The sequence below is a fragment of the Glycomyces niveus genome (assembly GCF_017592475.1).
GTDB classification, from domain to species: domain Bacteria; phylum Actinomycetota; class Actinomycetes; order Mycobacteriales; family Micromonosporaceae; genus Glycomyces; species Glycomyces niveus.
In genome coordinates this window covers 36,076-58,507 of sequence record NZ_JAGFNP010000015.1, presented here as the reverse complement: position 1 = coordinate 58,507, position 22,432 = coordinate 36,076, and the positions used below count along the sequence as shown (strand labels likewise).

Below are 22,432 nucleotides of genomic sequence, written 5' to 3'. Positions count from 1 at the left end.
AACACACCACCCTGCGATCGGTGGAACGGCGATGAAGGCCGAGCACCTGCTCCGCCTGCTCATGGATCTCGTCCGCACCGCCGAGTTCGCGCTGCTCGAAGAGGTGTTCCCCGGAAGGGCCCTTTCCATGTCGCAGCTGTTCGCGCTGCATGAACTGGACCACCGGCCGGCGTGAGGTCAGTTCGCGGCGGCGCGTTCGAGGGCGGCGTCGGTGCGGGCCTGGATGTCGTTGCAGGCCTCGCAGATCGTGTCGGGGATGAGCCCGGCGCGGGTGAGCAGGGCGAAGATCTTGCAGCCCAGGCAGAACGCGAAGCACGCCTCGAGGGCGGCGGCCGCGGTGAGGGCGCCGAGGACGATCCAGCCGGCGAGGTCGAGGTCGAAGACGAGGAGCAGCAGCGCCGAGGCGATGGAGAAGGCCGCGCCGATGCCCTGCGCGAATCGCTTGGGCGGGCCGGGGACGGGCTTCGGGGCGACGGGGAGCCGGGGCGTGACGACGCGGGTCACGACCTGGCCGAGGACGCTGAGGCTCGGGCCGGTGGCGACGCGGGCGATGAAGCCGAGCGCGATGACGACGACGAGCCATTCGAGCTGGAAGACGAGGGCGGCCGCGCTCATGGCGACCACGCCGGCGGCGACGAGGCGGGCGGAGACCTCGTTCACGGGGTTGGGGAAGCTGAACAGGCGGCGCATGGGCGGGCGTCCTTCGGAAGAAACCAGGGCAAGGCCGCCAATGCTAGCGCTGTGTGCGGCGAGCGGCCCGTTCTGGCGGAGGCGCGGCCTCCGGGGCCGCGATACGATCGGTGCTCGATCGACTACGGGGGCTCGTGTGGGGGAAGCGACGGAGATGGTCGTGCTGCTCGGCGACGACGGCGCGCCGATCGGCAGCGAACGCAAGGACCGGGTGCACGGGGCGGCGACGCCCCTGCATCTGGCGTTCTCCTGCTACGGGTTCGACGCCGCGGGGCGGCTGCTCGTCACCCGCCGGGCGGCGGTCAAGCGGGCGTTCCCGGGGGTGTGGACGAACACGTGCTGCGGGCATCCGGGACCGGGCGAGTTCATGGAGTCGGCGATCCGGCGGCGGCTCGCCATGGAGCTGGGCATCGAGGCGCGGGACCTGGTGTGCGCGCTGCCGAGCTTCCGGTACCGGGCCGAGTCGAACGGCGTGGTCGAGAACGAGATCTGCCCGGTGTACCTGTGCCGCGTCGAGGGCGAGCCCGCACCCGACGCGGGCGAGGTCGGCGAGTACTCGTGGGTCGACTGGCCCGCGTACGTCGCCCGAGCGGAGCGGCCCGATTCGGACCTGTCGCCGTGGTCGCGGCTCCAGGTCGCGCAGCTGCACGAGTGGGGCCTGGTCGACGCGTACTTGCGGCGGTGAGGGCGGCGCGGTCCGCGCCGCCCCCGCTGCTCACTTCCCGGTGAAGACCGCCTGCCGCTTCTCGCGGAACGCGCGCATGCCCTCCTTCTGGTCCTCGGTCGCGAAGAGGGCGTGGAACGCCCGGCGCTCGTATCGGATGCCGTCGGCGAGCCCGGTCTCGAGCGCCCGGTCGACGCAGTCGCGGGCGGCCATCGCGGCGAGCTTGCCGTAGCCGGCGATCTGCTCGGCGGCCGCGTGCGCCTCGGCCGCGAGCCGGTCGGCGGGCACGACCCGGGAGACCAGGCCGATCCGCTCGGCCTCCTCGGCGTCGATGAGGCGGCCGGTGAGGATGAGGTCCATCGCCTTCGCCTTGCCCACCAGGCGGGTCAGCCGCTGCGTGCCGCCGATGCCGGGGATGACGCCGAGCGTGATCTCCGGCTGCCCGAACGTCGCCGTGTCGGCCGCGATGATCATGTCGCACATCATCGCCAGCTCGCAGCCGCCGCCGAGGGCGTACCCCGAGACGGCCGCGATCTTCGGGGTCCGCAGGGCCGCGAAGGCCTCCCAGCCCGCGAAGTAGTCCTCGGCGATCATGTCCGCCGCCGACTTCCCGCTCATCTCCTTGATGTCCGCGCCCGCCGCGAAGGCCCGCTCCGAGCCGGTGACGACGATGCAGCCCACGTCGGGGTCGGTGTCGAGCGGGGCCAGCGCGTCGACCAGTTCGGTCATGAGCGCGGCGTCGAGGGCGTTGAGGACTTCGGGCCGGTGCAGGCGCACCCGCACGACCCGGCCGATGCGTTCGATCTTCAGTCGCATGTCGCGCGCCTTTCTCAGGAGTCCCAGATCGCGCCGTACGCGGGGATGCCGCGGCGCTCGAGGCCGTGTACGACCTGCCAGGTGAGTTTCTTGTTGGAGATGCAGATGACGGCCTCGGCGCCGAAGTCGCGGTGGGCGGCGGCGGCCAGTCTGACCATGTCGGGCTTGCCGTGCAGGGCCGTGTCCCAGATCCGCGCGTCCGGCTGGACGGCGAGGATCTCGTCGACCAGCTCGTCGCCGAACGTCTCGCGCGGCGACCGCGTCGACCACACGAGCAGCGCCGGGACCTCCTGCGCAAGCAGGTGCGGCAGGCACGGGCCGATGCCGCTGCCGGTCGCGACGTAGACGACCTTGCGGAACAGGACCTCGATGTTCGCCACGCCCGCGGTGGTGATGCCCTTGACCCACACGTGGGACGGCAGGTCGTCGATGAACCTCCCGGTCCAGTCCCCCGCGCGCGAGATCGTGAGGCGGAAGCCGTGCTCGTCGGGCGAGGGGATGTTCGCGAACGAGTGCCATTCGAGCAGCGGCGACCGGCTGATCGCCGTCGAGGAGCCCGCGAACGGCTTGCGGCCGTGCGTGAACCGGGCGATCGCCACGTGCGAGGACGGCCGTTTGATGTCGACCGGGACGCGGCGCAGCCGGGTCCACGGCGCGACGACCGCCGCGGTGAGCGCGACGAGCACCCAGAACTCGAGCGAGGCGAACAGTTCCTGAAGTCCGATCTGAGCGACGGTGAGCGCCCACAGCAGGACCAGTGAGGTCCACCCGCCGAAGCGGTGCACGAGTTCGAACCGGTTGTGGTTCTTGGCCCGCAGCTTCGGGATCGTCGTCACCAGCATGGCCGCGAAGAGCCCGACGAGCGTGTACGCCAAGAGCAGCACCTCTGCCGGAGCATGCTCCACTGTGGCCAGGGCGACGAACGCGGCGAACCACAGCGAGCCCGCCACAGCACCGCCGACGTGCAGTCCGCCGAAGTGGTAGACCTTCGCCAGCGTCCACCGCACCCGCAGCGGCCAGGTGACCGGCGCTGCGGTGGCGATGCGGAAGAGCAGGTTGATGAGGCGCTGGCGGCGGATGAGGATCGCCAAGGCGAAGTTGAACAGCGCTGCGCGCGAGGCGAACTCGGCGTCGACATCGGGTAGTGCGGTCGCCAGGACCACCGCGTTGACGGCGATCACGGCGGCGGCGAGCCGGTTGAAGTGCATCAGCGCCGGGTGCTTGAAGACACGGCGCGCCAGGGGCAGGAGCGGCGGGAGCGCGACGTCGTCGATGCGGTCGTGCTTGAGCTGCGTCATGCCGTGGCCTCCCGTCCGATTCGGGCGAGGCGCTGCAGCCGCGCTTTGTCGATCTTGCCGCGATCGGTGAGAGGGAGCGCTTCCAGTAGGTGGATGGCGGCCGGGACGCAGTAGTACGGGAGGGCCTCGGCGACGATCTTGCGCGCTAGATCGGCGTCCACGGTGGCGGGCTGGACGAACGCCGCGAGCGAGCGGTCGTCGAGCTTCACCGTTGCGGCCCTGACGCATCCGGGCACGCTCTCGAGGACCGCGGAGACGGCGTCGAGTTCGACCCGGAAGCCCCGGATCTTGACCTGGTCGTCGGTGCGCCCGAAGTGCTCGAGTTCGCCGTCGGGGGTCCACCGGCCGAGGTCGCGGGTGCGGAACATGGTGCGGCCGCCGCCGAGGAACGGGTCGGGCGAGTACCGCTCGGCGTTGAGCTCGGGGTTGGCGAGGTAGCCCGCGGAGACGCCGTCGCCGCCGGCCCACATCTCCCCCACTTCCCCTATGGGGCAGGGCTTCCCGTGCTCGTCGAGGATGTAGACGGTGTTGTTGGGGGTGGGGCGGCCGATGGTCAGCCGCTCGGCCCCGGGGTGGTGGCGGTGCATCGTGTTGACGATGGTGGTCTCGGTCGGCCCGCACCCGTTGTAGAACGCGCACCGCCGCGCCCACCGGTCGGCGAGCGCGCGGGGGCAGGGCTCTCCGGCGACGGCCACGGTCCTGACCCGTTCGCACGCTTCGGGGTCGAGGCGCGAGAGGATCGTCGGGGTCGCGATGAGGACCTCGACTTCGCGCGCGGTGGCGGCGATGTCGTCGCCGCGGATGAGGAGCGTGCCGCCGTGGGTGAGGCAGCCGAGGATCTCCCAGGCGGCCATGTCGAAGGCGATGTTGAGGATCTGGCCCACGGTCGTCCCCGGCCGCATGCCGAGGTCGCCGGGGTCGGTCAGGAGGAGGTTCGCGAGGTTGGCGTGCGTGACCTCGACGCCGTTGGGGGTGCCGGTCGTGCCCGAGGTGAACAGGACGTAGCAGGCGCTGTGAGGGTCGGCGGGGACTCGCGGGGCCGGGACGTCGGTCGTCTCTGCCATGGCCTCGTCGATGTCGATGCCGGTGCAGCCTTGCGGCAGCTCGACGGGCGCATCGGATTGCGTGAGGACGATCGTGCTGCGGGCGGTCGCGAGGATGTGCCGGAGCGCCGGGGTCCGGACCATCTTGGCGTCTTGCGGCACGTAGGCGGCGCCGGTCTTGAGGATCGCGAGGATGCCGACGACCATGGGGAGGCCGCGGCGCACGACGAGCGCGACGCGGTCGCCGGGGCGGACGCCTTCGCCGATGAGGCGGGCGGCGAGCCGGTTGGCGTGCCGTTCGAGTTCGCCGTAGGTGAGGCGGCGGCCGCGGTGCTCTGCCGCGGTGGCGTCGGGCGTGGTCGCCGCGTAGTGCTCGATGCACTGGTGCATCGCGACTCGGGGCACGACGCGGGCGGGGCCCCATCCGAACTGGCGGAACAGGCGCTGGTCCTGTTCCTTCAATCCGGACGGAGCCCCGCGGGCGCCGAGCAGCGCCGTTCCGTTTGATTGCTTTACGTAGTCGTAATGTTGCCGTGTGTAGTCGATTGCAGGCATAGGTCACCCCGCCGGTTGATGCGTTTGCTTGAGTCCCAACCCTTTCAGTTCATGCGCAAGCCAGCTGTGGTAGCGCTCACACGAGTGAAAGTATAGATTTCAATCAATTTCAAGTCAATGCTTCCCAAGGCGGCCGAACGGGACTCGCGCAGGCCTCACGCGGGGAAGGCGAGGTCGCCGTACTGGTCGAGGGCATCGGGGAGGTCCGCGGGCCGGTCGCGGAGGACGGCGTCGAGGAACAGCATGGCGGCGTCGGCGGTGGCGCGGAGGCCTTCGGTGCGGCCGATGGTGCCGACCGCCGAAGGGACCGGCGGGAAGTAGAGGGCGGCGTCGGTGAAGGAGAAGTGGCCGGCGTGCGGGAGCGAGAGGCGGTAGGTCTCGGCGGGGCCGAGGACGAGGGCGGCGTCGAGGGTCGGCAGGTAGTCGGGGTTCTGTTCCGCGGAGATCGGGCTCGTGATCGACAGGGCCGGTTGGGAGAAGGGGCCGGGCGGCAGGGTCGGTTCGAGGCCGCCGTCGATGTGGACGGCGGCGTCGAAGCGGGGGTCGGCGGCCAGCGCCGCGAGGGCGGCGGCGCCGCCGCGGGAGTGGCCGGCGACGGCGGCGCGGCCGGTGTCGAGGTGGTCGGCGAGTGCGATCGTGTCGAGCCGGGTGAGGACGAAGCTCAGGTCGGCGGCGCGGGTCTCGATGTTGGCGCGGTTGATCGCGGCGATCTCGTCCTCGTCGGTGGTCGTGAGGGTGTTGCGGGAGTGGACGGGTTCGCCGTCGAGGTAGGTGATCGCCGCGTCGTAGGGGTGGTCGACGGCGGCGACGGCGTACCCCCGGCTGGCCCATTCCTCGGCGAGGACGGTGTTGGCGGTGCGGGTGGCGCTCAGGCCCGGCGAGAAGACGATGACGGGGAAGCGGCCGGGGGCGGCCGGCGCGTCGGCGACGGCGTGCGAGGGGGCCGCGGCGGCGTCGGCGAGGAGGAACGCGGGGATGCCGAAGAAGTCGGCGGAGGCCGCGGTGATCGCTTGGGACGCTTCGAGTGTGGGCCTGCCGCCGATGGTGGTCGGAGCGTCGGGTCGCGGCTCGGCCGGGTACCAGAGCTGGACCACCACGGCGCGGCGGTCGTCGGGGTCCTCCGAGAGCGGTTCGGGTCGGGCGTCGTCGGTCCACTGGTAGACCGCGGTGCCGACCGCGTACTCGCCGGTCGGCTCGGGGTAGACCGGGACGGGCAGCGCCCAGGCCGCGAAGGGTGCGGCGGCGAGGACGAGCAGGCAGGCGGCCGTCGCGGGGATCGCGAACCGGCGGCGGACCCGGCGGCGGCCGCGTCGTGCCACCGCGACGGCCGCGACGATCGCGGCCAGCGCGAGGACCGGGTACAGCTGCCAGCGCAGGCCGGTCGCCGCGAGCGCGGTCCCGGCGACGGCGACCGTCGCCGCGCCGTTGAGCAGGACGGCGGTGCGGTGCGGGAGCCAGCGGGCGAGGACGACGGCGAGCGCCCCGAGCACGGCGAGGATCTCCAAGGGGGACATGCTCAGTCCCGGGATCGGTTCGGTCACCGGCCCGATTCTGGCACCGGCGCGCCCGCGCCGCGTCGGTCTTCGGGTCGGTTCCGGGGCGGGGGCCTCGGCCGTTCGGCCGATCTCAGGCGGCGGCCGCCGAGAGGTCTTGGGGCGCCTGCAGGTGCTCGCGCGTTTCGACGGCGGCGGCGACGCGGGCGGCGAAGGCTTCGACGGCGGCGGTGTGCTCGTCGGCGCGCCAGGCCAGGCCGTAGCGGACGGGCGGGGCGTCGAGGATCTGCAGGTAGGCGATGCCGGGCCGGGGCTGGTGGGCGGCGGTGTGGGCGCCGGTGAGGAGGGCGCCTCTGCCTGCGGCCGTGAGCATGAGGGCTTCTTGGAGGCTGGTGATGCCGGGTCCGGCGGGGATCGGGCGGCCTTCGGGGGTGGTGCGGGGCGGGCGGCGGTAGTCGGGGACGTCGCCTTCGATCTCGAGGAGTGGGGTCTCGGCGAGGTCGTCCATGGTCAGCCAGGGGCGGGAGGCGAGCGGGTGGCCGGCGGCGACGGCGATGACGCGGGCCTCGGTGAGCAGGGTGGGGCCTTTGGCGAGGTCGTCTTCGCGGACGGGGAGCTCCATGAACTGGACGTCGTAGTAGCGTTCGCGCAGCTGCGCGAACGGGTCGGTGAAGGACATCTCGCAGATCTCGACGGCCAGTTCGGGGTGGGCGGCGCGGAGGTCGTCGACGGCGCGGATGGCGATCTCGCCGGTGAGCGAGTCGGCGAAGCCGACGCGGAGGGTCCCGCCGATGCCGCGGGCGTTCGCGGCGGTGCGGGCGAGGGCGCGTTCGATGGCGCGGTGGTGGGGTTCGACGTCGTCGCGGAAGCGCGCGCCGAGTTCGGTGAGCCGCACGGTGCGGCTGGTGCGCTCGAACAGGGGCGCGCCGATGCGGCGTTCGAGGCGCTGGACGAGCTGGCTGACGCGGGCGCGGGAGAGGCGCATGCGCGCCGCCGTGCGGCCGAAGTGCAGTTCCTCGGCCAGGATCAGGAAGCATTCGAGTTCGTCGCGTTCCATCGGTTCCTCCGCATCGGTAAGCCTGACTTACCGAACGTTGCGGTCTTCGCCGTTGTTCCCGCCCGCTCCCGGGCCGACGATTGCCGGGCCATTGCAATCCATCTGAGGAGTGTCCTGTGAAAGCCCGTGAATGGGGTGTGCTGCTCGTCCTTTCAGGAGCTATCTTCCTGGAGGGCATCGACATCGCCATGCTCAACATCGCCCTGCCCGCGATCCGCACCGACCTCGGCCTGTCCACCGGGGCGCTGCAGTGGGTGGTGAGCGCGTACGTCCTCGGCTACGGCGGCTTCATGCTGCTGGGCGGCCGGGCCGCGGACATCCTGGGCCGCCGCCGGGTGTTCCTGGCCGCGCTGGTCGTGTTCCTGCTGTTCTCGGGTCTCGGCGGGCTCGCCGAGCACGGGGCGACCCTGATCGCGGCCCGGTTCGTGACGGGTCTGGCCGCCGCGTTCATGACCCCGGCCGGGCTCTCCATCATCACGACCGGGTTCGAGGAGGGGCCGAAGCGCGACCGGGCGCTGATGGTCTACGGCGCGATCGGCGCGGGCGGTTTCACGCTCGGCATGGTCATCGGCGGCCTGCTCACGGCGCTCGACTGGCGGTGGGTGTTCTTCATGCCGGTGGGGCTGTCGCTGGTGCTGCTGGTCGCGGCGGCGCTGCTCATCCCGAAGGCGGCCCGCCCGGAGCGGGACGGCCGGCGCTTCGACCTGCTGGGGGGCCTGACGATCACGGCGGCGGTGGTGCTGCTCGTGCTCGGCGTCGAACGCGCCTCGCATGTGGGGCTCGAGTGGACGGCCGGGACGGTCGCGGCGAGCCTGGTGCTGTTCGGCTTGTTCTGGGCGGTCGAGCGGCGGCACCCGGCGCCGCTGGTGCGCCTGGGCGTCCTGCGCTCGGCCCCGCTGTTGCGCGCCAACCTGATCGGGATGCTGTTCATGGCGGGGTTCTTCGGCTTCCAGTTCCTGGTGGTGCTGTACCTGCAGGAGCTGCGCGGCTGGTCGACGATCGAGGCGAGCCTCGCAATGCTGGTCCTCGGCATCGACGTGGTCCTCGCGCCGACGCTGACGCCGAAGCTGGTGCGGCGCTTCGGGAACGCCCCGGTGCTGCTGGCCGGGCTGGGGTTCGCGGCGCTGTCGTACGCGCTGTTCCTGAGCGCGGGCCCGGACGCGTCGTACCTCGAGCTGCTGCCGAGCCTGGTGTCCACCGGGCTGGCGTTCACGCTCGCGTACGGGCCGCTGACGATCATCGCCACCAACGGGATCGACGAGTCGGAGCAGGGCCTCGCCGGCGGGCTCCTGTACACGTCGTTCCAGTTCGGCGCGGCCATCGGCCTCGCGGGGGTCGCGGCGGTGAACGTCGCCGCGACCGCTTCGGGCGAGCCCGAGGCGCTCCTCGACGGCTATCGTGCCGCGATGCTGGTCCCCCTCGCGGCGGCCGTCACGGCCGTGGCCATCGGCGCGTTCAACCTGCGCCGCAAGGCCACCGCGCTGCAGCCGGAGCTCGCGGGCGTCTGACGCCTACGGCTGAGCCGGCCGCGGCCGGCTCAGCCGCCTAGGGCAGCGGGTCGCCGGGGCGGACCAGGCCGGTCTGGTAGGCGATGACGACGAGCTGGGCGCGTTCGCGGACGCCGAGCTTGGTCATGGCCCGGTTGACGTGGGTCTTCGCGGTGAGCGGGGAGAGGTAGAGCTTGGCGGCGATGTCGTCGTTGGAGAGGCCGTGGGCGGCGAGGGCGAGGACTTCGCGTTCGCGCTCGGTCAGGGCCGCAAGGGGTTCGGGGCTTGGGAGCGGGCCGGGCTCGTTCTGGCTGAGGAAGCGGCCGATCATGCCGCGGGTCGCCTTGGGCGACAGCAGGGCCTCGCCGCTCGCGACGATGCGGATGGCGCGCACGAGGTCGGCGGGCTCGACCCCTTTGCCGAGGAACCCGCTCGCGCCCGCGCGCAGGGCCAGGACCACGTTGTCGTCGTTCTCGAACGTGGTCAGGACGAGGATGCGCACGCCCGCGAGGTCCTCGTCAGCGGCGATCCGCTTCGTGGCCTCGATGCCGTCGACCTCGGGCATGCGGATGTCCATGAGGACGACGTCGGCGCGCTCGGAGCGGGCGAGCTCGACCGCTTCGCGGCCGTTCGCGGCCTCGCCGACGATCTCCAGATCCGGCTCGGAGCCGATGATCATGGAGAAGCCCGCGCGGATGAGCGCCTGGTCGTCGGCCAGCAGGACTCGGATGGTCACGGCGTCTCCTTCGCGGTGGCGGGCAGTTCGGCGTGGACGGCGAAGCGGCCGTCCACGGGTCCGGCGGTGACGGTGCCGCCCGCGGCGGCGGCGCGCTCGCGCATGCCGACGAGGCCGTACCCCGACCCGGTCGCTTCGGCACCGTGGCCGATCGCGTTGCCGACGTCGATCGTGACCGCGTTCGGCGTGTAGACGACGTCGAGCGCGGCGCGGCCCGTGCCGTACTTGTGCGCGTTCGTCAGCGACTCCTGGACGATGCGGTACGCGGCCAGGTCGACCACGGCGGGCAGGTCGCGGGCGGTGCCGCTCTGACGGTGCTCGACCTGGAGCCCGGCGGCCGCGAACGAGTCGAGGAGCTCGGCGAGGCGCGCGAGGCCGCGGGTCGGCTCGGTGGGCGCGTCCAGCTCGTCCTCACCGCGGAGCACCCCGACGACCGAGCCGAGCTCCTGCATCACCGTGTCCGCGGCGCGGCGGATGTGCGCGAGCGCGGGCCCGACCGCCTCGGGCCGGGTCCGCAGGACGTGCGCGGCAGCCCCGGCCTGCACGTTGATCACCGCGATGTGGTGGGCCACAACGTCATGGAGCTCCCGCGCGATGCGCAGCCGCTCCTCGGCGACGCGGCGGCGCGCCTCCTCCTCGCGGGTCTCCTCGGCGCGGCGGGCCCGCTCCTCGACCGAGTCGATGTACGCGCGGCGGCTGCGGGTCGCATCCGCGACCGCGATGACCGCGATCGACCAGGCCGCGAACCCGAGATTGTCCGGCGCGGTCCAGGCGCTGTCGCCGAACAGGCCCGCCGCCACGTACATGGCCGCGATGCACGCGCCCGCGACCAGCCACGCCCGGCGCCGGTTCGTGCGCCGCGCGAACGTGTAGCCGACGATGAACCAGGTCAGCAGCAGCAGCGGATGCCGGTTCCCGGTCGCCGCGATGATCCCGAGCAGGACCACGGTGTCGGCGATCAAGAGCCGCTCGGGCCAGCGCCGCCGCAGCGACAAACAGACCAGCGCCGTCGCGCCCACGATGACGTGGACGGCGATCGGAAAGTCGACCTGGTCGGGGCGGGGACCGTGCCCGCCCTTGTCGTCGCCCAGGAAGTAGCCGATGAAGAACAGCCCGGTGAACACGACCGCGAAGACCGCGTCGATGAGCGTCGCGTGCCTGCGCGTCCACGCCCGAGCCTGCCCCCATGCCATGGCGAAATCGTATCCGCCCGCGTACACGCAGGTCATCGTCTGCACGCAGTAACGCCGGGCCGCGCGACTACCGCAACCGCAGTAGACCAACAGCCCGCCTTCAGAGGACGACGATTACGACCGCCGGATCCGAGACTTGACCGCATGATCGAAGTACACGACCTCACCAAGCGCTACGGCGACCAGACCGCCGTCGACGGTCTCACCTTCACCGTCAAGCCCGGCATCGTCACCGGCTTCCTCGGCCCCAACGGCGCCGGCAAGTCCACCACCATGCGGATGATCCTCGGCCTCGACCGGCCGACCTCCGGCACCGCCACCGTCAACGGCCGGCCCTACGCCGACCACCCGGACCCGCTCCACCAGGCCGGCGCGCTCCTCGACGCGAAGTCCGTCCACACCGGACGGTCCGCGTACCGGCATCTGCACGCGCTGGCCGCCACCACGGGCATCCCGAAGTCCCGCGTCGACGAGGTGATCGACATCGTCGGCCTCCACCAGGTGGCCCGCAAGCGGGTCGGCGGGTTCTCGCTCGGCATGGGGCAGCGGCTCGGGATCGCCTCGGCGCTCCTCGGCGACCCTGACGTGGTCATCCTCGACGAGCCGACCAACGGGCTCGACCCCGAAGGCGTGCTGTGGATCCGCAACCTCATGCGCGACCTCGCCGCGCAAGGCCGGACCGTGTTCGTCTCCTCGCACTTGATGAGCGAGATGGCGCTCACCGCCGAGCACCTGATCGTGATCGGCAAGGGCCGCATGATCGCCGACACCTCGGTGAGCGGCTTCATCGAGAACGCCGCCAACGAGAGCGTCCGCGTCCGATCGCCGCACGCCAACGCCCTCCACGACCTCCTCGCCGGGCCCGGCACGACCGTGCTCAGCGTCGACCGCGGCCTCTTCGAGGTCACCGGGCTCACGGCCGAGGCGATCGGCGACCGCGCGGCCGCCGCCGGCATCGCCATCCACGAACTCACCGTCGTCCGCCCCTCGCTCGAGGAGGCCTTCATGGAACTCACCAAGGACGCCGTCGAATACCAGTCCACGCTGATCGGAGAAGCACGATGACCACGGCAGCCACACTCGAAACCGCCGCGACCATCCGGCCCCGCAAGCACGTCAACCTCGCCCGCGTGGTCAAGAGCGAGTGGATCAAGTTCTGGTCCGTGCGCTCCACCTGGATCACCCTCGTCGTCGCCGTCCTCTTGCTCGTCGGGTTCGGCCTGCTCGCCTCCTCGATGTTCGGCGACGGCTCCGACCCGGGCGGCCCTCCCGGCAACGAGCCCACGGACCCGGTGGGCGCCAGCCTCACCGGCACCAACTTCGCGATGCTCGCGTTCGGCACACTCGGCGTGCTGGTCATGGCCGGCGAGTACGGCACGGGCATGATCCGCTCCTCCATCACGGCCGTCCCGAGGCGACTGCCGCTGCTGTGGGCCAAGATCGCGGTCTTCACCGTTGTGGTCTTCACGGTCGCGCTCGCCGCTTCGGCGGTCGTGTTCACCGCGGGCCAGGCCGTCATCGGCGACGGCGGCGCGTCCTGGTCCGACCCGGGCGTCGCCCGCGCCGTGATCGGCACCGCGGGCCTGCTCACCGGTTCGGGGCTCCTCGGCCTCGGTCTCGGCGCGCTCATGCGCTCCACGCCGGGCGCGATCACGACCCTGTTCGGCGTCATGTTCCTGCTCGCGATGGTGGCCGCGCTGCTGGTGCCGGACAGCTGGAGCGACGCCGTCCAGTACCTGCCTTCCGAGGCGGGCGACGCGTTCACCGCTGTCACACAGGCGGACGGGACGCTCTCGCCGCTCGCAGGGCTCGCGGTGTTCGGCGGCTACATCGCCGCCGTAGTCGGAGCGGCGGCCTGGCGCATCAAGCGCTCCGACGTCTGACCGCCGCACCCCATCGACCGAACACCACCAGGAAACACCGCCGGCCGCGCTTTGGGGAGCGCGGCCGGCGGTCCCGTTCACCTCCGGCGCTTAAGCTCGGGGCCGTGGACGAACCTCTCACCCTGCGCTGCCGGGCCGCGTTCGCGCGCAAGCTCGCCGCCGTGTTCCTCCTCGGCTACTTCTCGATCGCGGTACCCGTCTTCTTGGTGCTCAACGGCAACGACGAGGGCATCGTCGAGACGCTGCTCGGCGGCTGCCTCTACCTCGTCATCGTGGCCGCGGCGGTCGGCAACGCGTTCGGCTTGCGCTGCAGGATGATCCTCGACCACGAGGGCGTCACTTTCGTCCAGTCCGCCGACGAGATCCGCCTCGCCTGGAACGAGATCACCGCGATCGAGATCGGCGGCGACGCCCACACCTGGGAGGTCGCCGTCCGCACCGCCACCGCCGAGCACCGGCCCAGCGCCCTCAAATGCCTGCGCTGGTTCCGCCCGCCGAAGTCGCTGCGCCAAGCGGTCGAAACCCTCGAACGCTACCGGGCCGCCGCCGGCTAGGACCGGGCGATCCGACGCTCGATCTCTTTCGGCAGCGGATACACCCGCTCGGGCGGCAGCAGCCGTTGCGCCTTCGCCGCACCGCCCTTCTGGATCAGCTCGGCGGCCTTGCGCACCTGCGGCGTGAGGTCGGTCAACGCCACGACCCACTCCTCGGCGAACGTCCGGATCAGATGGCGGCCCACCCCGACCTGAACCGAGTAGTGGTTGAGCGCCGCCCCGCGCTCCGACCGCTCCGGATCCCACTGCACATGCACCGCGGCCTTCGCCAGCGCCGCCTGATCCCCGGTCGTGAGCACCGCTTCCCCGAGCGCCGCCTCCCAGCCCTCCCGGGTCATCCGCACCGCGAGGATGCGCTCCTGCCCGGACTTGCGCGCCCAGTTGCTGCGGTGCATCAGCCACAGGAACGACGGCTTGATCCACGTCATCCGGTTGAACGAGAACGGCGCCGTGAACCGCCCGGCCCGCAGCGCCGCATCAGCGATCGCGGGCGAATACGCCTGGTACACCACGATAGTGCGGGCGTCGAAGTCGGCGCGGATCTCGTACTGGGAAGCCATGACCGCAGCCTGGCACCCCCACCGCCGCCCCGCAAACCGATATCCGTTGCGCCCGGCCGCGCCTCCCGGTAGTTTCCCCCGGTGACGCCCGACCCGCGACTCCCCGTCGACCTCGCAGCCCTGACCGACGCCTACCGGCTCGGCGGGATCCAAGCAATCCGCTACCTGCCCGACGGCCGGATGAACCGCAACTGGCGAGTCGACGCCGAACGCGGCCGCTTCGCCCTCAAACACCTCACCGACCGCGACCCGGACACCGTCCGCCGCAACCTCGGACTCCTCCCACACCTCGCCGTCGCAGGCATCCCCGTCGCCGCACCGGTCGCGACCACTGGCGGCGACCTGGTCTGCGAGACCGGCAGCAGCGCCTACTACCTGTGCGATTGGGTCGAAGGCGAGCACGTCGGCGCGGAGATGAGCCTCGCGCAGGCCGAGCACATGGGCGCCGTGATCGCCCGCGTCCACCGCGCGCTGGCCGATCCCGGGCGCGGACTGCCTGCGCTGCAAGCCGGCTCAGCATCGGTCAACGACCCTGACGCCGCGCTCGCCGAAACCGGCCGATTCCTCAAAGCCGCCGAACGCCCCGACCAGGACGAGTTCGACCGCGCCGCGGCCCCGGTCCTGCGCCGCCGCCTCGACCTCATCGCCGCGAACGCGCACCGTCGCCCGCAGCCAGGGGTCGTGCCCGGCCCGCACGGCTGGATGCACGGCGACTGCCAGGACTACAACCTCATCTGGAACGGCGACCGCATCCGCGCGGTCATCGACTGGGACCGCATCCGCCACGGCGCCTATGCGGAAGAACTGGTGCGGGCGGCGACCTGGCAGTTCAACGCACCCGACGGCAGCATCGGCTTCGCCCAGGTCGCGGCGTTCCTGGCCGGGTACCGGTCGGTGCGGGCGATCGACGGGACGGCGCTGGCCGAGGCGGCGCGGCGGCGCTGGTGGAAGATGCTCTCCCACTGCTGGCACCTGGACTTCCACTACGACCGGGCCGACGACTCCTGCGACGACCTCTTCTTCAGCGACGATCGCCTGATGTCCTGGTGGACGGCGAATCTCGATGCGGTCGAGGCGGCCTTCGGCGCTTGAGGCCCCGGCGCGACGCGCGGAGGTCCTCCCGTCTGACGGGCGAACGCCGGTTCAGTTCGCTCCGGCGTCGAGCGACTGGGATCGGCAGCCCGCCTTGACGGCGGCCGCGATGGCGTCGCGGATCGGGCGGGGACCGTCCGGAAGGAGGGCGGTGATGTCCGAGTGCGGGGCCTCGGTCCACCCGGCTTTGATGTTGGCGAAGATCGAGAGCGTGTGGGTGACCTGGTAGGGCAGGAGTCCGTTGCCCTGCAAGCCCGCCCGCGCCTCCGAAAGCGACACTGAGCGGTACTCGACCGGGCGGCCGAGCGACGCGGCCAGCGCCTCGGCGATCTCGGCCCCGCCGACGGCGGCCGGTCCTTCGAGCTCGTAGGTCCGGTCCGCGTGGCGGCTCCGGCCGCCGGTCCGCAGATCTCGGTCGGTTTCGGCGGCGACGCGGACCGCGGCGTCGGCCAAGTCCTCCTTAGCGACGACCGACACCCGGCCCTCGCCGAACGGGGCCGCGAAGACGCCGGTCGCCGCGGCGGTCGCCGCCCCGGCCACGGCGAGACCGACGGGGATCTCGGTGTAGAGGCCGTTGCGGAGGATCGTGACATCGAACGGGGCCTTGGCAAGGCGCTCCTCGGTCCAGCGGTGCGGGAGCGCGATGGTCATGCGCTCGCCGGAGGCGGCGAGGCTCGTGTAAATCACGTGCCGCACCCCGGCCGCCGCAGCGGCGTCGACGACCGCACCGTGGCGGGCCAGGACGACGTCGTCCTCGGCATATCCGGCCGAGATGAAGAGCAGGACGTCGGCGTCCTTGAAGCCCTCGGCGAGGGACGCGGGGTGGTCGAAGTCGATGCGGCGCGCGCTGGCGCCGTCGCCGGAGCGGGTTCCGGCGACCACCTCGACGTCAGTGATGTCGTTGAGACCCTTGAGGATGAGGCTGCCGAGGCCGCCGGATGCGCCGGTCACGAGAATCATCGGGGTGCTCCTATGCGTTGTAGGGTTCGGGTGCAGTCCGAGTATCGGCGGGGGACTGCGGTTGCGAAAGGAGGCACTTCGGTGTCAGCGACGAACACGGCGGTAAGGTCCCAGGTCGCGGTCCCTGATCCCCACGGCCCCTGTGGCGATGACGACTGCGGCATCCGGGACGTGCTCGACCGCTTGGGCGACAAGTGGAGCGTGCTGGTGGTCGTGGAGCTCGAGAAGGGCGTGCGCCGCTTCCGGGAGCTCGAGCGGGCGATCCCGGGGATCTCGCAGCGCATGCTGACGCTCACCACGAAGCGCCTGTGGCGCGACGGCCTGGTCGAGCGCACCGTACACCCGACCATCCCGCCGCAGGTCGAATACCGGCTCACGCCGATGGGCCGCAGCCTCGCGGGCGTCATCACGGGCCTCGCCGACTGGTCGCGCGAGCACAAGGACGCCATCGCGACCGCCCGCGCCGACTGGGACGCCGAACACGAGCCGCTGTAGCGGCCGAGGGCCGCAGTTCAGCACCGTGAACGTCACGGTGAACCTCAGGCGGGTTGCATCGTCCGGCAAAGGGCTCACCGTACTTCGCGGGCGGCACCGGCCACGCCGAACTTGACGAGATCGAGCCGACCTCGATCGCATGCGAAGGGCCAGGGCCGCGGGCTCGGCCTTCCGCGCAGTCAGTCTTCTTCGCCGTGGTCTTCTTCCGGCCCCCACCAGTACAGGACGCCGTTGTCGAAGTCGTCGTTCGGGTAGGCGATGACGACTTCCCAGCCCTTGTACCCGGCGGGCTCGGCCGGCGGGGTCAGCCCGAGGCCCAGCGCGTACACCGTGAAGTCTCTCGTGTCCATCTCATCAACCTTGGACCACAGGTCAGCCATCACTTCCGCGCTTGCCTCAACAGGGCGGTGCGGCTCAGCTTCGTCGGTCATTCCTTGATCGCCTCTCCCGTTCCTACGATGCGCCGTCGCCTCGGCATCCCCTGCTCGGGAACCACGAAGACGTAGGCGACGGCATCTTTGGGGATGATGTGTCGGAAGTTCTCGTAGCACTTCGCGGGGTCAGGGTATTCCGACCCTTCGGCACGTCGCCCGCACAGCGGCACATTCAGATAGAACGCTGCGCTGTCCAAGCGCTCTGCGCGAATCGCCGCCGCAGCGTCGCGCTCGACATGCCATGTAGTCGTCAGTTCCTCCGAGGATGCCCATGGCTCTTTCAAGTCTGGTTGCGGCGGCGCCTCGCCCTTCCGGTACGGCTTTAGGGCGTCGGCGTTGATCTGCTCGCCGTCGGCGGTGTACACGAACGCCCGCGCCGAGGTCTTGCCTTCGGCGTTCTTCGGGTAGCCGGCGCGGCGAATGTCGGCGATCGCGTCTTTGTTGACCCGGTTCGAGTTGAACCCTGGTATCCGCCGCCGAGGCAGTGCAGCCGTGGGCTGCCCTGTCACCGTTGTTTTCGTGCCGGACGGGAGTAAACCGCCCTGCCCGATCGCGAGGACTTGCGACTGTGCCTCGCCGATTCGGCCAGACAGGGCGGCGGCCTCGGACATCAGCCCTTCGATGGACTGGACTGCAGCGCTCGCGAGGCTGGCCGTCCCCTCGGCGCCGAGGGCGGCGAGCTGCTCCTGCAACTTCTCGGCTTGCTGCTTACTCGCTGCGAGCTGTCCGGCGAGCGCTTTGGCTTCGCCCTTATTGGCGCCGAGAGCGGCGGCAACCTCTTCCACGCTGGGCATTGACGGCCCCTTCGGTACCGGTCAATCGTTGAAGTCGAACTCGCCGTCTTTGGCCCCTGCGAGGAAGGCGGTCCACTCGGCACGGGTGTAGACGATGACCGAACCCTCAGGGTGGTGCGAGTGCCGCACCGCAACCCGCCCCGAGCCGTCCGACAGCGGCCCGGCCTCAACACACTGCCCATTGCCGCTCGTGCTTCGAGTGCTCTTTCGCCAGCGGATTCCAGCAAACTCGCCCACCGAGAGCTGCTGATCGGTGCTCATTGCTCCTTCAATCGATCGGCGAGCAGGTCGCGCGATCGTTCCGCGGATAGTGCCTCTTGGTCAAGATCCTGCCACACATCCTCAAAAATGCTCGCTCTGGGCTCCTCCACGTACAGCCCTCCAACTCGGGTTTCGATATGCGCTACCACTGGATACGGCCGAGGAAGGGTGTAGAGCGTGAAGGTTCCTTCGGAGCCCTTGTGGGGCCGAGACCCCTCCGGTATGAAGCGAATCGTGATGTTGCCCTGCTCCGAAAGCTCAAGCAGGCGCCGGAGCTGCGCACACGCAACATCCAGTGAACCCGCGATGCGCTTCAGGACCGAGATCTCGAAGATTGCATCGATTTGTGGCGCAGAGTCTCCGGTCAAGATCTTTTGACGATCAATCCTGAGGTCGGCCCATCAAGCAACCTGCTCGGCCGATTCATGGCCGAATTTCAGTTCGTTGATTACCGCTGAAGCGTAGTCGCGGGTCTGAAACAAGCCGTAGACAAGGAAGTGCTGGTAGGCCCGAAGGTGGCTGGCACGGCTCTCCAACCAAGGCACATCGATGAAGTCTTTGCCGAAGTCGTCCTTGTGGTTGTCCCACCAGTCCCGCTGCCAGGCGTCTTCGCATATCTGCTCCAGATCGGCCCGCTGCTTGGGATCCGCTACGTCGTAGAGCGTCATGAGCGCTACCAGGTCCGCTCGCCGGAGTGGGTATTCGCCGTTCTCGTAGCGGCTCATGGTGCTTGCGTCCCGCTGGAGATATTCGCCAGCCACCCGCAGCGACCATTGTCGCGCACTCACCCGACAATCCCAACCGCGATCGGTGGCCGGTCCCGCAGATCCGGGGGACCTTCACCGACTCGCGCACCAGTTTCACCGTCTGGACCTCCAGCGCTCCCGCGCCGGATGCCTTCCAGGTCGCCGTGACCGACAACCCGGCCGACCTCGTCCTGATCGTCTCCGGCCTCAACACCGGCCACCTCCACGCCACCTGGGGCGAGGGGTGGCGGGCGTTCGTCCCGGAATGGAAGGACTGGGTCCGCGACGCCGCGTTCCAGGTCTTCCACACCGGCCATGTCGGCCGAAGCGACGGCACCGACCGGCCCGGCGGCTCGACCGCAGCCCGACCGATCCCTGGGAAGGTCCGGTTCTGCAATGGCTGAATCGCCCAGTACCCCAAGGGAACCGGACCCGCATCCGGACGGCGACGGCTGGCTCGGCACCTTCTATCGCGGCCCGGCGGTCTTCTCCGTCTTCCGGGAGATCGCGACCGATCACCCGCTGACCGCCGCCGAGTACCGCATCGAATGCAACGACGGAGCGGGCCCGCGCGTGATCTGCCGGTTCTTCGGGGAGCCCGAACCGTTGCCGGAATGGTTCGGCGCCTGGAGGAACGACCCGTGGTGTCCGTGGATCCTGAAGCGGGCGTATGGCCTCGTGGCCGAACCGCAGACCGGTTGACACGGAGCCCCACCGAGCCGGGTTCGACCGAACGGCCCGCAGGTTCCGGGGCCGGGCGCAGGCCCGGCCCCGTTCTCGTCGGCCGTCAAGCCAGCTCGGGCACGGTGAGCACCCGCGCCTTGAGGTCGCCGCCGAGGACGACGAGGAGGTCGCCGGCGAAGGCGGCGTGCTCGGGCAAATCGGCGCCGACGTCGTACCCTGCGGACCGTTCACCGGTCGCCGTGTCGATGACGACGACGTCCCAGCCGCCCATCGTGGAGACCTCCATCGCGGCGCGGTCGCCGCGGACGGCGATCGCGGAGGTGAACAACTCCCCCTCGACGACCTGGCGCCCTTCGAAGTCGAGGATCTGCGCGGAGTCGACGGTGTCGAAGACCTGGTCGCCGTGGACGAGGCCGCTCGACGTGGAGTACCAGTGGTCGTCGACCGACCATTCGACGCCGACCTTCCACACCTGTTCGCCGGTCTGGGTGTCGACCGCGATCGTCTGGTACTGGTCGTCGGCCGTGGTGTGGTCGAGCGCCGCGCACACCAGGTGCGGCCCGCAGGCTTTGACGTGCTGGATGGAGAAGGCGACGTCGAGTTCGATGCGCCAGGCTTCGCCGAGGTCGCCGAGGGAGTGGGCGATGAGGGTGCTGCGGCCGGGCGACGTCGCCTCATTCGCCTTGCCGATGACCAAGTCGTCGAAGACGGTCCAGTACTCGCTGTTCACGGGCAGGTCGCCGCTGGTGACGGTGTCGCCGTCGGCGGCGTCGCGGACGATGCCCGTGCCCTCGTCGGGGAGGAGCTCCACGATCCGGTCGGTGGCGGCGAGGTGGTCGTAGAGCGCGTTCGAGTTCGGCGGGACCGCACCCGGGCTGTCGCCCTCGTCCCAGACGGTGGCGGCGCGGACGCGGTACTCGTCGATGATGAACAGGTCGTACGGCCCGGTCTCCTTCCACACCTCCTCGCCGGTGGTGAGGTCGACGCGGATGACGGCGTTGTCCTCGAACCCGGTGCGCTGCTCGATGACCGCGGCATTGCCGTAGTAGGCGACGTCGTTGCGGTCGATCCAGGGCCGCTTCCACAGCACCTCGCCGCCGTCGAGGGCGAGGGCGGCGCGCATGTTCTGGCCTTCGTCGGTGGCGGAGGCGGTGGCGTCGATGAGGAGCACGTCGCCGACGACGGTGAGGAACAGCTCGGTCGGCTCGAGGTCGACGGTGGCGCTCCAGACGGGTTCGCCGGCGGGAGTCACGGCGGTGACGGCGGTCTGGCCGTCGACGACTTCGGCGAGGATCGCGAGGCCGTCCGCGGCGGCGACCGCGCTGGCGCCGTCCGCGCCGAGCTGCTGCTCGTAGCCGAGGGTGAGTTCGGGCCCGCCGCCGGTGGCGTCGTCGATGTTGTCGGCGAGTCCTTCGAGGAGGTCGCCTGCGGCGTTGTCGCCGAGGACCCCGCCCCACTCGACGCTGTTGAGGACGACGACGACCGCGACGGCCATGAGCACGACCGCGGAGAGGACGGACGCCAGGATGCGGGTCCGCTTGGGCGCCCGCTGGCCCGGCAGCGGTCCGGTGTAGACGGACGGCTGGTACGGGGCCTGCGGCGTCATCGGGGCGTGCGGGGGCAGGCTCGGGCTGGGCTGCGGGAACGGCGGCTGCGACGGCACCTGCGGCTGCGAGTGCGGTTGCGGGAAGGGCGCGTACGTCACCGTGGGGACGCCCGCTTGGGGTGTCGCGGGCGGGCTGGAAGCGGCCGGGTCGGCCTGGTCGGTGAGGGCGAACCGCAAGGCGCCGAACGCGACGGGGAGTTCGGGCTGCTCGGGGACGGCGGGGGCGACGCCGAGGCGGGCGTGGAGGCGGGTGGCGACGAGGGGCATGCGGCTGGAGCCGCCGACGAGGAGGAGCGCGGCGAGACCGCCGGGGTCGACGCCGGCGCGTTCGACGGTGCGGCGGGTCTCGTCGACGGCGCGGGAGACGAGCGGGTCGGCGAGGGACTGGAGTTCGTCGCGGGTGAGGTGCAGCCCCATCGGGTTGTGGCCGGGGAGGGCGACGGGCGCGGTGGAGGTGCGCGAGAGCATCTCCTTGGCGGCCCGCACCTCGCCCCAGAAGGCGAGCCGGTCGCGCAGGTCGGCGGTGGTCTGCGGTTCGGAGAGGCGCTGCCACAGTTCGGGGTCGCGGCCGGCGACGATGCGGCCGAGGTGGGCGGTGAGGGCCATGTCGACGTCGAGGCCGCCGAGGTCGTCGAGGCCGCCGACGGCGAGTGTGCGGAACCGGCCGGTGTCGTCGTCCTCGCGGCGGACGACGGCGACGTCGAAGGTGCCGCCGCCGAAGTCGAAGATGGCGACGGCGCCGCCGCGCGGGATCTCGTGGCCGAGGATGTCGGCGCAGTAGGTGGCGGCGGCGATGGGTTCGGCGAGGAGCCTGACGCGGCCGAGGCCGGCGGTGGCGGCGGCGCGTTCGAGGGCGGCGCGGCGGACCGGCCCCCAGTCAGCGGGGTAGGTGAGGACGGTCTCGGTGGGCTGCTGTCCGGAGGCGGTCGCGGCGTCGGCGACGCGGCGCAGCCCGGTGGCGAGGAGTTCCTCGACGGGGATCTCGCGGTCGCCGAGGAGCACGGTGCCTTCGTCGATGCGCCGCTTGGGGTGCGGCTCGAACCGGGCGGGTTCGGCGGCGGCGAGGCGCTGGGCGTCGCGTCCGGTGTGGAGTTCGCCGTCGGCGTCGAGGTACACGCCGGAGGGCAGGAGCGGCGAGCCGTCGAACAGCAGGGAGCGGGGTTCTTGGCCTTGGCGGCCGACGACGGCGACGGTGTGGGTGGTGCCGAGGTCGACGGCGAGCCATACGGGGGTGTGCAAGCGGGTCCTGTTCATGGGCGGTGAAGGGGCGGGGACCGGCGATCCTTCGCGAGGATATCGCGCCGCCGGACCCGGGTGCCACAGTAGACCCC

Annotated in this window: 24 protein-coding genes and 1 pseudogene; 10 read left to right on the top strand and 15 right to left on the bottom strand. The window is 71.1% G+C overall.

Annotated features, from left to right (window positions below; translation table 11 throughout):
• Positions 1 to 31 precede the first annotated feature (31 nt).
• Entirely contained in the window at positions 32 to 175 is a 144-nt protein-coding gene (locus J5V16_RS21660; RefSeq protein WP_208499069.1) for a hypothetical protein, read from the top strand.
• A gap of 2 nt (positions 176 to 177) precedes the next feature.
• Here J5V16_RS21660 and J5V16_RS21655 read toward each other — a convergent pair whose 3' ends face one another.
• Positions 178 to 690, bottom strand: a complete 513-nt coding sequence (locus J5V16_RS21655; RefSeq protein WP_208499068.1) for a DUF4395 domain-containing protein — start codon at positions 688 to 690, stop codon at positions 178 to 180.
• A gap of 136 nt (positions 691 to 826) precedes the next feature.
• Between J5V16_RS21655 and idi the strand changes: the two genes are divergently transcribed.
• Positions 827 to 1,375, top strand: coding sequence for an isopentenyl-diphosphate Delta-isomerase (gene idi, locus J5V16_RS21650; protein WP_307793041.1), 549 nt, complete (start codon positions 827 to 829; stop codon positions 1,373 to 1,375).
• Between the two features lie 30 nt (positions 1,376 to 1,405).
• Here idi and J5V16_RS21645 read toward each other — a convergent pair whose 3' ends face one another.
• The 5 genes from J5V16_RS21645 to J5V16_RS21625 form a co-directional block, all read right to left on the bottom strand.
• Entirely contained in the window at positions 1,406 to 2,170 is a 765-nt protein-coding gene (locus tag J5V16_RS21645) for an enoyl-CoA hydratase-related protein (RefSeq protein WP_208499067.1), read from the bottom strand.
• Positions 2,171 to 2,184: 14 nt separating this feature from the next.
• The gene (locus J5V16_RS21640; protein ID WP_208499066.1) at positions 2,185 to 3,468 is read right to left on the bottom strand and encodes a ferredoxin reductase domain-containing protein; all 1,284 of its coding nucleotides are present in this window, start codon (positions 3,466 to 3,468) and stop codon (positions 2,185 to 2,187) included.
• On the bottom strand, positions 3,465 to 4,973 hold the full coding sequence (locus J5V16_RS21635; RefSeq protein WP_208499065.1) for an amino acid adenylation domain-containing protein: 1,509 nt from the start codon (positions 4,971 to 4,973) through the stop codon (positions 3,465 to 3,467). The genes J5V16_RS21640 and J5V16_RS21635 overlap by 4 nt, the downstream gene beginning before the upstream one ends.
• Before the next feature lie 248 nt (positions 4,974 to 5,221).
• A complete protein-coding gene (locus tag J5V16_RS21630; RefSeq protein ID WP_208499064.1) occupies positions 5,222 to 6,607 on the bottom strand; it encodes an alpha/beta hydrolase family protein in 1,386 nt (461 codons plus the stop codon).
• 85 nt (positions 6,608 to 6,692) lie between these two features.
• Positions 6,693 to 7,616, bottom strand: a complete 924-nt coding sequence (locus J5V16_RS21625) for a LysR family transcriptional regulator (RefSeq protein ID WP_208499063.1) — start codon at positions 7,614 to 7,616, stop codon at positions 6,693 to 6,695.
• A 116-nt stretch (positions 7,617 to 7,732) separates the two neighbouring features.
• On the opposite strand from J5V16_RS21625, the gene J5V16_RS21620 reads away from it, so the two are divergent.
• On the top strand, positions 7,733 to 9,124 hold the full coding sequence (locus J5V16_RS21620) for an MFS transporter (protein ID WP_208499062.1): 1,392 nt from the start codon (positions 7,733 to 7,735) through the stop codon (positions 9,122 to 9,124).
• 37 nt (positions 9,125 to 9,161) lie between these two features.
• Here the strand turns inward: J5V16_RS21620 and J5V16_RS21615 are convergent, their stop codons facing one another.
• Complete coding sequence (locus J5V16_RS21615) at positions 9,162 to 9,839, bottom strand: response regulator (RefSeq protein ID WP_208499061.1); 678 nt, start codon at positions 9,837 to 9,839, stop codon at positions 9,162 to 9,164.
• Positions 9,836 to 11,032, bottom strand: a complete 1,197-nt coding sequence (locus tag J5V16_RS21610; RefSeq protein ID WP_208499060.1) for a sensor histidine kinase — start codon at positions 11,030 to 11,032, stop codon at positions 9,836 to 9,838. Before J5V16_RS21610 ends, J5V16_RS21615 begins: the two co-directional genes overlap by 4 nt.
• A 144-nt stretch (positions 11,033 to 11,176) precedes the next feature.
• On the opposite strand from J5V16_RS21610, the gene J5V16_RS21605 reads away from it, so the two are divergent.
• The 3 genes from J5V16_RS21605 (at position 11,177) to J5V16_RS21595 (ending at position 13,469) form a co-directional block, all read left to right on the top strand.
• Positions 11,177 to 12,097, top strand: a complete 921-nt coding sequence (locus J5V16_RS21605; protein ID WP_208499059.1) for an ATP-binding cassette domain-containing protein — start codon at positions 11,177 to 11,179, stop codon at positions 12,095 to 12,097.
• A complete protein-coding gene (locus J5V16_RS21600; RefSeq protein ID WP_208499058.1) occupies positions 12,094 to 12,915 on the top strand; it encodes a hypothetical protein in 822 nt (273 codons plus the stop codon). Before J5V16_RS21605 ends, J5V16_RS21600 begins: the two co-directional genes overlap by 4 nt.
• A gap of 104 nt (positions 12,916 to 13,019) precedes the next feature.
• Complete coding sequence (locus tag J5V16_RS21595; RefSeq protein WP_208499057.1) at positions 13,020 to 13,469, top strand: hypothetical protein; 450 nt, start codon at positions 13,020 to 13,022, stop codon at positions 13,467 to 13,469.
• On the opposite strand, the gene J5V16_RS21590 is transcribed toward J5V16_RS21595, so the two are convergent.
• Positions 13,466 to 14,029 (bottom strand): DUF4291 domain-containing protein, encoded by a 564-nt coding sequence (locus J5V16_RS21590; RefSeq protein ID WP_208499056.1) that lies wholly within the window; start codon positions 14,027 to 14,029, stop codon positions 13,466 to 13,468. The two genes, J5V16_RS21595 and J5V16_RS21590, sit on opposite strands and share 4 nt — an antisense overlap.
• 81 nt (positions 14,030 to 14,110) lie before the next feature.
• On the opposite strand from J5V16_RS21590, the gene J5V16_RS21585 reads away from it, so the two are divergent.
• Positions 14,111 to 15,121, top strand: a complete 1,011-nt coding sequence (locus J5V16_RS21585) for a phosphotransferase (protein ID WP_208499055.1) — start codon at positions 14,111 to 14,113, stop codon at positions 15,119 to 15,121.
• Positions 15,122 to 15,172: 51 nt separating this feature from the next.
• On the opposite strand, the gene J5V16_RS21580 is transcribed toward J5V16_RS21585, so the two are convergent.
• The gene (locus J5V16_RS21580; protein ID WP_208499054.1) at positions 15,173 to 16,081 is read right to left on the bottom strand and encodes an NmrA family NAD(P)-binding protein; all 909 of its coding nucleotides are present in this window, start codon (positions 16,079 to 16,081) and stop codon (positions 15,173 to 15,175) included.
• 81 nt (positions 16,082 to 16,162) lie between these two features.
• Here J5V16_RS21580 and J5V16_RS25245 point away from each other — a divergent pair, with 81 nt between their 5' ends.
• Positions 16,163 to 16,576: a winged helix-turn-helix transcriptional regulator gene (locus tag J5V16_RS25245; protein ID WP_307793040.1), complete on the top strand. Its 414-nt coding sequence runs from the start codon at positions 16,163 to 16,165 to the stop codon at positions 16,574 to 16,576.
• Positions 16,577 to 16,755: 179 nt separating this feature from the next.
• Here J5V16_RS25245 and J5V16_RS21570 read toward each other — a convergent pair whose 3' ends face one another.
• From J5V16_RS21570 to J5V16_RS24710, 4 genes and pseudogenes are all read right to left on the bottom strand, one after another.
• Positions 16,756 to 16,926: a hypothetical protein gene (locus tag J5V16_RS21570; RefSeq protein WP_208499052.1), complete on the bottom strand. Its 171-nt coding sequence runs from the start codon at positions 16,924 to 16,926 to the stop codon at positions 16,756 to 16,758.
• Positions 16,927 to 17,003: 77 nt separating this feature from the next.
• Positions 17,004 to 17,804, bottom strand: a complete 801-nt coding sequence (locus tag J5V16_RS21565) for a DddA-like double-stranded DNA deaminase toxin (RefSeq protein WP_208499051.1) — start codon at positions 17,802 to 17,804, stop codon at positions 17,004 to 17,006.
• A gap of 21 nt (positions 17,805 to 17,825) precedes the next feature.
• Positions 17,826 to 18,065: a DUF397 domain-containing protein gene (locus J5V16_RS21560; protein ID WP_208499050.1), complete on the bottom strand. Its 240-nt coding sequence runs from the start codon at positions 18,063 to 18,065 to the stop codon at positions 17,826 to 17,828.
• Positions 18,062 to 18,853 (bottom strand): annotated as a pseudogene (locus tag J5V16_RS24710) (helix-turn-helix domain-containing protein). The gene J5V16_RS21560 and the pseudogene J5V16_RS24710 overlap by 4 nt, the downstream one beginning before the upstream one ends.
• 122 nt (positions 18,854 to 18,975) lie before the next feature.
• Between J5V16_RS24710 and J5V16_RS21545 the strand changes: the two are divergent.
• Entirely contained in the window at positions 18,976 to 19,215 is a 240-nt protein-coding gene (locus J5V16_RS21545; RefSeq protein WP_208499047.1) for a hypothetical protein, read from the top strand.
• On the top strand, positions 19,208 to 19,513 hold the full coding sequence (locus tag J5V16_RS21540; RefSeq protein WP_208499046.1) for a hypothetical protein: 306 nt from the start codon (positions 19,208 to 19,210) through the stop codon (positions 19,511 to 19,513). Before J5V16_RS21545 ends, J5V16_RS21540 begins: the two co-directional genes overlap by 8 nt.
• An 85-nt stretch (positions 19,514 to 19,598) precedes the next feature.
• Here the strand turns inward: J5V16_RS21540 and J5V16_RS21535 are convergent, their stop codons facing one another.
• On the bottom strand, positions 19,599 to 22,340 hold the full coding sequence (locus J5V16_RS21535; protein ID WP_208499045.1) for an Hsp70 family protein: 2,742 nt from the start codon (positions 22,338 to 22,340) through the stop codon (positions 19,599 to 19,601).
• Positions 22,341 to 22,432: the final 92 nt, after the last annotated feature.

Coding starts and splice junctions, on each gene's coding strand:
- J5V16_RS21660 (WP_208499069.1), top strand. CDS start 32: ATGAAGGCCGAGCACCTGCTCCGCCTGCTCATGGATCTCGTCCGCACC.
- J5V16_RS21655 (WP_208499068.1), bottom strand. CDS start 690: ATGCGCCGCCTGTTCAGCTTCCCCAACCCCGTGAACGAGGTCTCCGCC.
- J5V16_RS21645 (WP_208499067.1), bottom strand. CDS start 2,170: ATGCGACTGAAGATCGAACGCATCGGCCGGGTCGTGCGGGTGCGCCTG.
- J5V16_RS21640 (WP_208499066.1), bottom strand. CDS start 3,468: ATGACGCAGCTCAAGCACGACCGCATCGACGACGTCGCGCTCCCGCCG.
- J5V16_RS21625 (WP_208499063.1), bottom strand. CDS start 7,616: ATGGAACGCGACGAACTCGAATGCTTCCTGATCCTGGCCGAGGAACTG.
- J5V16_RS21610 (WP_208499060.1), bottom strand. CDS start 11,032: ATGGCATGGGGGCAGGCTCGGGCGTGGACGCGCAGGCACGCGACGCTC.
- J5V16_RS21605 (WP_208499059.1), top strand. CDS start 11,177: ATGATCGAAGTACACGACCTCACCAAGCGCTACGGCGACCAGACCGCC.
- J5V16_RS21600 (WP_208499058.1), top strand. CDS start 12,094: ATGACCACGGCAGCCACACTCGAAACCGCCGCGACCATCCGGCCCCGC.
- J5V16_RS21590 (WP_208499056.1), bottom strand. CDS start 14,029: ATGGCTTCCCAGTACGAGATCCGCGCCGACTTCGACGCCCGCACTATC.
- J5V16_RS21580 (WP_208499054.1), bottom strand. CDS start 16,081: ATGATTCTCGTGACCGGCGCATCCGGCGGCCTCGGCAGCCTCATCCTC.
- J5V16_RS21570 (WP_208499052.1), bottom strand. CDS start 16,926: ATGGACACGAGAGACTTCACGGTGTACGCGCTGGGCCTCGGGCTGACC.
- J5V16_RS21565 (WP_208499051.1), bottom strand. CDS start 17,804: ATGCCCAGCGTGGAAGAGGTTGCCGCCGCTCTCGGCGCCAATAAGGGC.
- J5V16_RS21560 (WP_208499050.1), bottom strand. CDS start 18,065: ATGAGCACCGATCAGCAGCTCTCGGTGGGCGAGTTTGCTGGAATCCGC.
- J5V16_RS21540 (WP_208499046.1), top strand. CDS start 19,208: ATGGCTGAATCGCCCAGTACCCCAAGGGAACCGGACCCGCATCCGGAC.